The 8,020-nt window shown below is 71.0% G+C and carries 8 protein-coding genes and 1 pseudogene; 5 read left to right on the forward strand and 4 right to left on the reverse strand.

Features of this window, described 5'->3' with window-relative positions; all coding sequences use genetic code 11:
• Positions 1 to 51 precede the first annotated feature (51 nt).
• Positions 52 to 576, reverse strand: coding sequence for a choice-of-anchor D domain-containing protein (locus ACFWYW_RS37905; RefSeq protein WP_379641191.1), 525 nt, complete (start codon positions 574 to 576; stop codon positions 52 to 54).
• Between the two features lie 153 nt (positions 577 to 729).
• Entirely contained in the window at positions 730 to 1,125 is a 396-nt protein-coding gene (locus tag ACFWYW_RS37910) for a hypothetical protein (protein ID WP_379624774.1), read from the reverse strand.
• 203 nt (positions 1,126 to 1,328) lie between these two features.
• On the opposite strand from ACFWYW_RS37910, the gene ACFWYW_RS37915 reads away from it, so the two are divergent.
• From ACFWYW_RS37915 to ACFWYW_RS37925, 3 genes are all read left to right on the forward strand, one after another.
• Entirely contained in the window at positions 1,329 to 2,303 is a 975-nt protein-coding gene (locus tag ACFWYW_RS37915; protein ID WP_379624772.1) for a hypothetical protein, read from the forward strand.
• 111 nt (positions 2,304 to 2,414) lie between these two features.
• Positions 2,415 to 3,593: a cytochrome P450 gene (locus ACFWYW_RS37920; protein WP_379624769.1), complete on the forward strand. Its 1,179-nt coding sequence runs from the start codon at positions 2,415 to 2,417 to the stop codon at positions 3,591 to 3,593.
• Complete coding sequence (locus ACFWYW_RS37925; protein WP_379624767.1) at positions 3,590 to 4,813, forward strand: MFS transporter; 1,224 nt, start codon at positions 3,590 to 3,592, stop codon at positions 4,811 to 4,813. Before ACFWYW_RS37920 ends, ACFWYW_RS37925 begins: the two co-directional genes overlap by 4 nt.
• 6 nt (positions 4,814 to 4,819) lie before the next feature.
• On the opposite strand, the gene ACFWYW_RS37930 is transcribed toward ACFWYW_RS37925, so the two are convergent.
• Positions 4,820 to 5,581, reverse strand: coding sequence for an SDR family NAD(P)-dependent oxidoreductase (locus ACFWYW_RS37930; protein WP_379624765.1), 762 nt, complete (start codon positions 5,579 to 5,581; stop codon positions 4,820 to 4,822).
• A gap of 128 nt (positions 5,582 to 5,709) precedes the next feature.
• Here ACFWYW_RS37930 and ACFWYW_RS37935 point away from each other — a divergent pair.
• A pseudogene (locus ACFWYW_RS37935) lies at positions 5,710 to 6,293 on the forward strand (DUF998 domain-containing protein).
• 37 nt (positions 6,294 to 6,330) lie between these two features.
• On the opposite strand, the gene ACFWYW_RS37940 reads toward ACFWYW_RS37935, so the two are convergent.
• Complete coding sequence (locus tag ACFWYW_RS37940) at positions 6,331 to 6,654, reverse strand: hypothetical protein (protein WP_379624763.1); 324 nt, start codon at positions 6,652 to 6,654, stop codon at positions 6,331 to 6,333.
• A gap of 189 nt (positions 6,655 to 6,843) precedes the next feature.
• Here ACFWYW_RS37940 and ACFWYW_RS37945 point away from each other — a divergent pair, with 189 nt between their 5' ends.
• A complete protein-coding gene (locus tag ACFWYW_RS37945; protein WP_379624761.1) occupies positions 6,844 to 8,001 on the forward strand; it encodes an alkaline phosphatase PhoX in 1,158 nt (385 codons plus the stop codon).
• Positions 8,002 to 8,020: the final 19 nt, after the last annotated feature.

The following is an 8,020-nucleotide window of genomic DNA, read 5'->3' on the forward strand; positions in this document are numbered from 1 at the left end:
AGACCGGCGCGGATGCCACCCGGCCGGGCGCCGGGTCCCGGGCGGGCTCGGCTATCCGGCCGGTTGGCTCGACTCGGGTGTGGGCTCGTCGGTGGGCTGCTGGGTGCCCTGTCCGGTGACCTTGACGTAGGTGGCGTCGCCCTTGAGGTTCTGGTGGATCACCAGGGTCGCCGAGCCGCTCGATCCGGTGCTCGCCGGAGCGAACCACACCTTGAGCGCGCACTCGTCATCGACGTCGAGAGCCTGGCCGGCGCAGGCGTTGTCGTGCTGGAAATCGCCGGGGTTGTCGCCCTCGAACTCGATGTCGGTGATTTTCAGCGTGGCCGTTCCCGTGCTCAGCACCCGCACTTCTTGCGCGCAGCTGTCGCCCTCGCAGGAAAAGGTCAGTGATTTCGGTGTCACGGCGATGCCAGGGGCTTTTTTCGGCCCGCCGGGAAAGCTCTCACGTACCGTTTCGCGTTGCGTTTGCGCGCTTCCCGTTTCTCCGGAGCCCCAGGGCAGCGGCACCTGACGGGACGTGATCAGTGCGCCGGTGATCGTCGCCGCGGCGGCGATCAATGCCGCGGCGATCGCCACACCTCGGGTCGACATGATGCCCCTCCGAACGTTGCCACGAATCCGGCGGATTCAGTTTTCCGACGTCGAAGGCGCGGCGTCCGCACGTTTGTCCGGCCGCGCCTTGAGCGCATTCTCGCTTTTCGCCGGGGCCCGCGAATGAGTAGGCCCTACTCATTCCGCCCGGCGCCGGCGGGCGAACCACGCCCGCGACGACGGCGGCACGAACAGCAGGACGATGACGGCGGCGCCGGCCAGCGCCATCACGGACGCGCCCGCGAGGACGGCGGGCGGCGCGCCCGTGCCCGCCAGCGCGTCGGCCAGCGTGGTGCCCCCGTACAGGACGACGAAGGCGCCGAAGAAGGCGGCCAGGAGGCGGGGGCCACGCCATCCCGGCCACAGTCCGCGGGCGATCGCCGCGCCGAGGAGGCCGAAGGCCACCGGCAGGACTGCGCTGCGCGGCAGGCCGCCCGCGATCAGGAGGGCGCCGGTGCCGAGGAGCAGCGCGGCGACGACGCCGACGGCGACCACCGCGCCGATCACGGGCGCCGGGGGCAAACGTTCGCTCATGACACCAACATGGCCGGGACGGGCCGGGGTGAAACCTGTTTCATGACCTCCTCCAGAACGAATGTTTACTCATGGAGTTGATCTTGTTAGTATCGGGTTTCTTATCGGTGATGATGGATTTTGACACCATAGACAGAATCCTCGGCGCGCCACCCGCATATCCGGCATGGCGGGTCGCGCATATGGCCGCGAAGGCGGGGATATTGGCCACCTGGTTGTCCTCGGCGCAGGCCCGGGACATCGAGCTCACCGGCGCGGCGACGGCCTATCTGGAACGGGCCCGCCGCCGGGTCGCCGAGCTGGCCAGAGTGGGTGAGGAACAGGCCGCGGCGCACGGGCTGACCGTGCTCAAGGGGCGCAGGATCGCCGCCCACATGCCCGGATGGATGCTGCGCCAGTCGGGGGACGCCGACCTGGTCGCGCCCGGCGAGGAGGCGCTGTGGCGCTGCGTCCTGGACCTGTCGGCGCGTTATGACGCCGTCCCGCAGGGCGTGAGCGTCATGGACGGAGAATTCGGACGGCATATCTGCGTGGCCATGAAGTGGCCGGCCGAGGAACCCCATCTCGACAAACCGATGGGCGCCGACGTCTCCACCTGTGCGTTCACCGGCGACCTGAAGGGAGTTCCGGTAAGGGCCGTTCCGCCGGAACATGATGATTTATGCGGACTGTTCGCCGTGGCCGAGGAAAGGTTCCAGCGCAAATTCCGGATTAAGGACCTCCTCGACTTTTCGGTGCTCGCCGGCCTCGCCGAGCGGCGTCTGGGCGACGCGCTGGTGAGCGTGGTCCGCGAGCACGCCGAGGCGCTCGCGCTCGCCCCCGAGCTGCGCGCGCTCATCAGGAAGACCGAGCCCTGGTCACCCCTCTCGCGCCGCTGGCGCGCGACCCTGGACGAACTAGGCCCACCGGCCAAGGCCGAGAAGGCGCGCAGGCGGCCCGGCCGGGCGGGGGTCGCGCGGGTGCGGTTCGGCTTCCCGCTGGACACCGTGCCGAGCCGCGAGATGCGGGCCACCGTCCACCGCAGGGCGGGCGGCGACGTCGCCACCACCCCGCTCGGCAGCTGCCTGCTGGTCGAGACCCCCGTGCTCACCGAGGACGTCGTGGCCGAAGCCCTCGGCCACGCACGGACACTCGCCGCAGAAGGAGGTGAATCCCATGCGTCACATCGTGACCGCTGAATTCAAGATCATGACCACTGTCACGGTCAAACCCGGCAAGTAGCGCGACGGCGGGACGCTCCTCGGGCCGCTGGGGAGCGACCGCCCCTCGTCACCCCCTGGAGATCACGCATGACGGCAGGCTCATACCCCTTCGGCCCACCCGACCTGCTGCGCCTTCATCCCCGTTTCGCGCAGTTGCGCGACAGCGAGCCGCTCTCGCGGGTCCGGATGCCCTACGGCCGCGAAGGCTGGCTCGCGACCCGCTACGAGGACGTGCGCGCGATCATCTCCGACCCCCGCTTCAGCCGGGCGCGGGCGGCCGGCGCCGACGTGCCGCGTATGACGCCCCTGCCCGGCGGCGCCGGCTCCATGGCGATGATGGACGCGCCCGAGCACACCCGGATGCGCCGCCTGGTCTCCAGGGCGTTCTCCCTGCGGCGGATCGAGGAGCTGCGGCCCTCGGTGACCGCCCGCGCCGAGACGCTCCTGCGCGACCTGCGCCCGCCCGCCGACCTCATGCGGGACTTCGGCACGCCGCTCGCGCTGATGACGATCTGCGACATGCTCGGCGTCCCGTACGGCGAGCGCGACCGGTTCGGCGGCTGGGCGGAGGTCGTGGTGACCACCACCGCCTACACCGCCGAGGAGGTCGAGCGCGTCCTGGGCGAGTTCGCCCAATATCTGCTGGAACTGGTCGAGCGGCGGCGTGCCGTACCGCGAGACGACCTGCTGAGCGAGCTCGTGCACGCCCGCGACAGCGAGCGGCGCCTCAGCGAGCAGGAGCTGGTCACCTTCCTCGGCAGCTCGCTGACCACCGGCCAGGACAACGTGGCCAAGCAGGTCGGCAACATGGCCTACACGCTGCTGACCGAGCCCGGCCTCTACCGCGACCTGGTCGAACGGCCCGGCGCGATCCCGGGCGCGGTCGAGGAACTGCTGCGCTACCTCGTCATCAGCCCCGGCCTCGGCATCGCCAGGATCGCCACCGAGGACGTCGAGATCGGCGGGCGGACCATCCGCGAGGGCGAGGCGGTGCTCGTCTCCTTCGCCTCGGCCAACCGCGACCCCGTCGCCTTTCCCGATCCCGACCGGATCGACGTGGAGCGTGAGGGCGGCGCGCACCTGACGTTCGGGCCGGGGCTGCACCACTGCCTGGCCGCCTCGCTGGTGCGGATGGAACTGCAGGAGGCGGTCCGGGCGCTCGTGCGCGTCTGTCCCGATCTGCGGCTGGCCGTACCGGAGGAGGAGGTCGAGTGGCTGACCACGGCGATCACGATCGGACCGGTGCGGCTGCCGGTGCGGTGGTGAGTCTCTGGCGGCACGCCGACTTCGTGCGGCTGTGGTCGGCGAACACCGTCAGCCAGCTCGGCAGCCGCGCCGGCGCGATCGCCGTCCCGCTGGTGGCGGTCACCGCGCTGGCGGCCACGCCCCTGGAGATGGGGCTGCTCAACGCCGCGGGCACGGTCGGCGCGCTGCTGTTCGGGCTGCCCGCGGGCGCCTGGGTGGACCGGATGCGGCGCCGGCGCGTCCTGCTCACCGCCGACGTCACGCGGGCGCTGCTGCTCCTGTCGATCCCCCTCGGGTACGCCGCGGGGGTGCTCACCGTCTGGCAGCTCCTGGCCGTCGCCCTGCTGGTGAGCATCGGGACGATCTTCTTCGACGTGGCCCACCTGGCGTATGTGCCGGCGCTGGTCGAGCGTGAGCGGCTGATCGAGGCCAACGCCAAGCTGCAGGCCAGTTACTCCGTCGCCGTGGTGACCGGGCCCAGCCTCGGCGGGCTGATCGCGGGGCTGGCCGGGGCGGCCGCGACGGTGTCGGTCACCGCGGTGACGTTCCTGACCTCGGCCGGGCTGCTGCGCCGTATCCGCACCCCCGACCCCGCGCCCGCGGCGGCGAGCGGGCAGGGGACGCTCGCCGACATCGGCGAGGGGCTGCGCTATCTGCTGCGTGACCCGGCGCTGCGCGCGATCGGCTTGTGCACCGGCAGCGTCAACCTGTTCATGTCGATGGTCGCGGCGCTGCTGGTGCTGTTCCTGACCCGCGAGCTGGGGCTTTCGCCGGTGATGACCGGTCTGGTGGCCGCCGCGTCCGGCGCGGGCGGGGTGCTCGCGGCCGTGACCGTCAAGAGGTGGACGCGCGCGTTCGGTCCCACCCGCACGATCGTGCTGTCGCTGCTGCTCACCGAGCCGCTCGGCGTGCTGATGGCGCTGTCCTCGCGGGGCTGGGGGGTCGCGTTGTTCGTCTGCGGCTGGTTCGCCTGCGGGTACGGCGGGACGCTCTACAACGTCGTCCAGGTCAGCTACCGCCAGAGCGCCTGCCCCGATCATCTGCTCGGCCGGGTCCAGGCGGCCAACCGGTTCCTGGCCTTCGCCATGGCCCCGGCCGGCGGGCTGCTGGGCGGCGCGCTGGGCACCTGGCTGGGCGTGCGGCCCACCATCCTGATCGGCGTCCTGGGCGCGGTCGCCTCGACGCTGTGGCTGATCCTGTCGCCGCTGCGGCGGGCGAGCGGCACGCCGTCAGCCGCCTGAGCCCGTTCACACTGCCGCGTCGCCGCCGTCGAGCACCAGGTCGGCGCCGGTCATCCAGGACGACTCGTCCGAGGCCAGGAACACGGCGGCGCCCGCGAAGTCGGCCGGGCGGCCGGGACGGCCCAGCGGGATGTCCTTGCTGCGCTCGTGCCACAGGTCGGGGTCGTCGCGCCACTGCGGGGAGTTGGCCTTGGTGGCGGTCAGGCCGGGAGAGATCGTGTTGACCCGGATGCCGTACCGCGCCAGCTCGTACGCGGCGCTGCGGGTCAGCATCGACAGCCCGGCCTTGCTGGACTGGTAGTGGGCCATCGCGCTGACCGCCTTGAAGGCGCTGATGGAGCTGATGTTGATGACGCTGCCCGGCGCGCCCTCCTCGCGCAGCCGCGCGGCGAAGGCCTGGGTGGCGAAGAAGGGGAAGCGCAGGTTGACCGCCATCACCCGCTCGTACTCCTCCGGCGTGAGGTCCAGGAACCCGGTCCTGGTCATCGTGGCGGCGTTGTTCACCAGGACGTCGGCGACTCCCAGCGCCCGGCCCGCGGCCTCCATCAGTTTCCGGACGCCGCCGGGGTCGGCGCCGTCCAGCAGCATGTAGTGCGCCCGCACGCCGTACCCGCGTAGCTCGGCGAGGGTGTCGCGGGCCGCCTCCTCGTCGCGCAGTGCGGTGAGGAACACCTCGCAGCCCTCGCGGGCGAAGGCCACGGCGATGGCCCGCCCGATGCCGTTGGCGCCGCCGGTGACGATGGCCCGCCGCCCTTTCAACCTGTCCATGTGTCCGCCCGTCCGCCGTAGAAGATCGTTTGACGACACCCTAGCCGCCCGGAACTCCGACAATCAGAATCGTCTTGACAAAAGTTTTTGTCGAAGGAATGCTCGGAGGCATGAACAGAACCCTTCTGATGTGCGGCGTCCTCGCCGGCCCCCTCTACGTCCTGGTCTCCCTGGCCCAGGCCCTCACCCGTGAGCCGTTCGACCTCACCCGCCACGCCGCCAGCCTGCTGAGCAACGGCGACCTCGGCTGGATCCAGATCGCCAACTTCGTGATCACGGGGGCGCTCGTGATCGCCTTCTCGTACGCGCTCAAGCGGCCCTGGGCCCCTGGCTCATACGCGTCTACGGCCTCGCCCTCATCGGCGCCGGGGTCTTCGTCGCCGACCCCGCGCTCGGCTTCCCCGCCGGCACCCCCGACGGCCCGCCCGCCGCCATCACCTGGCACGGCATGCTGCACTTCGTCGCCGGCGGCATCGGCTTCCTGTGCATGATCGCCGCCTGCCTGCTCCACGCCCGCCGCCACGCCGCCGAGCGCCGGACCGGCTGGGCCCTCTTCTCCGCGCTGACCGGCGTGCTGTTCCTCGCCGCCTTCGCCGGCATCGCCTCCGGCAACGCCTCCGCCCTGATCAACGTGGCCTTCGCGCTGGCCGTGGTGCTGTCGTGGTCCTGGATCGCCGCCACCGGCCTGCGCTTCCTGCGCGAGGCCCGGTGAACCCCGCCGCGCCACAGGCACGGCGGGGCCCCGCGGGTCAGACCGAGTACCTGCAGAGCAGCGCCTGGCTCACCCCCTGGGAGTAGCCGATGAAGTTCCACGTCGGGTGGAAGTACACGCAGGCCTGGCCCGGGTTGCCCGCGCCCGTGAAGACCAGGCCGGGCGTGCCGAAGCGGTAGCAGTTGAGCCAGCCGTTGTAGAAGCCGATCCCCGAGGTGGGGTTGACCTGGGCGGCGCAGTACCCGCCGAGGGTCAGCGGGCTGAAGACGTCCTCGACGACGGCGGTGGCATGAGCCTGGGCGGGGGCGGCGGACAGGGCGAGCAGGGCTGCGGAGGCGAGCACGGCGAGACGACGGAGCATGGAACCTCCATGGACCAGGGGGAATGGTGCTTGATCGCAGTATTAAATAGGAAACTTTCCTATGCAATAGATGACTTTCCGGATGCACCGGCGCATCGGCGCGGCCTCGACCAGAATGGGACACCGGGCGTTCACGGATGGTGCCTACTCTCGGGTTTTGACACCCCCGGCCAGGAAAGGGTCACACCGATGAAGAGACGCAACTTCCTGCGTGCCTCGGTACTCGGCGCCGGCACCATGGCGCTGCCCTTCACCCTCTGGGAAGGCACGGCGCTGGCCGCGCCCGCCCAGAACGCGCCAAGCCCCTACGGCCCGCTGGGCTCCGCGGACGCCAACGGCATCCTGCTGCCCGCCGGCTTCACCAGCCAGGTGATCGCCCGCTCCGGCCAGACGGTCCCCGGCACCTCCTTGACCTGGCACAACGCCCCCGACGGCGGCGCCTGCTTCGCCGACGGCGCGGGCTGGATCTACGTCTCCAACTCCGAGATCAACCCCGGCGGCGGCGCCTCGGCGATCCGCTTCAACTCCTCCGGAGCCGTGCAGTCGGCCCAGCGCATCCTCACCGGCACCCGGCAGAACTGCGCGGGCGGCAAGACGCCGTGGAACACCTGGCTGTCGTGCGAGGAGGTGAGCCGCGGGTTCGTCTACGAGTCCTATCCCTTCGGCGGCGCCGCCGTACAGCGGGGCGCCATGGGGCGGTTCAAGCACGAGGCCGCGGCCGCCGACCCGGTCCGCCGGGTGATCTACCTGACCGAGGACGAGAGCAACGGCAGGTTCTACCGCTTCGTCCCCACGACCTGGGGTGACCTGTCCAGCGGCACCCTGCAGGTACTCGTCGCCGGGTCTTCCACCTCGGGCTCCTTCAGCTGGGCGAACGTCCCCGACCCCGACGGCTCCCCCACCGCCACCCGCAGCCAGGTCTCCGGCTCCAAGTCCTTCAACGGCGGCGAGGGCTGCCACTACGCCGACGACACCGTCTGGTTCACCACCAAGGGCGACAACCGGCTCTGGCAGCTCAACCTGGCGAACAACACCTACGAGCTGGCCTACGACGACAGCCTGGTCAGCCCCGGCAGCCCGCCCCTGACCGGCGTCGACAACGTGACCGGCTCGACCGGCGGCGACCTGTACGTGGCCGAGGACGGCGGCAACATGGAGATCTGCATGATCACCCCGAACGACCAGATCTCGGTGTTCCTGCGCATCAGCGGCCAGGGCTCGTCGGAGATCACCGGCCCGGCGTTCAACCCCGCGGGCAACCGCCTGTACTTCTCCTCCCAGCGCGGCACCAGCGGCTCGTCCTCCGGCGGCATCACCTACTGCGTGACCGGCCCGTTCCGTCCCTGACCCGTACGGCGGGCAGTCC

It is taken from the genome of Nonomuraea sp. NPDC059023 (genome assembly GCF_042740095.1).
In the GTDB taxonomy this organism is placed as follows: domain Bacteria; phylum Actinomycetota; class Actinomycetes; order Streptosporangiales; family Streptosporangiaceae; genus Nonomuraea.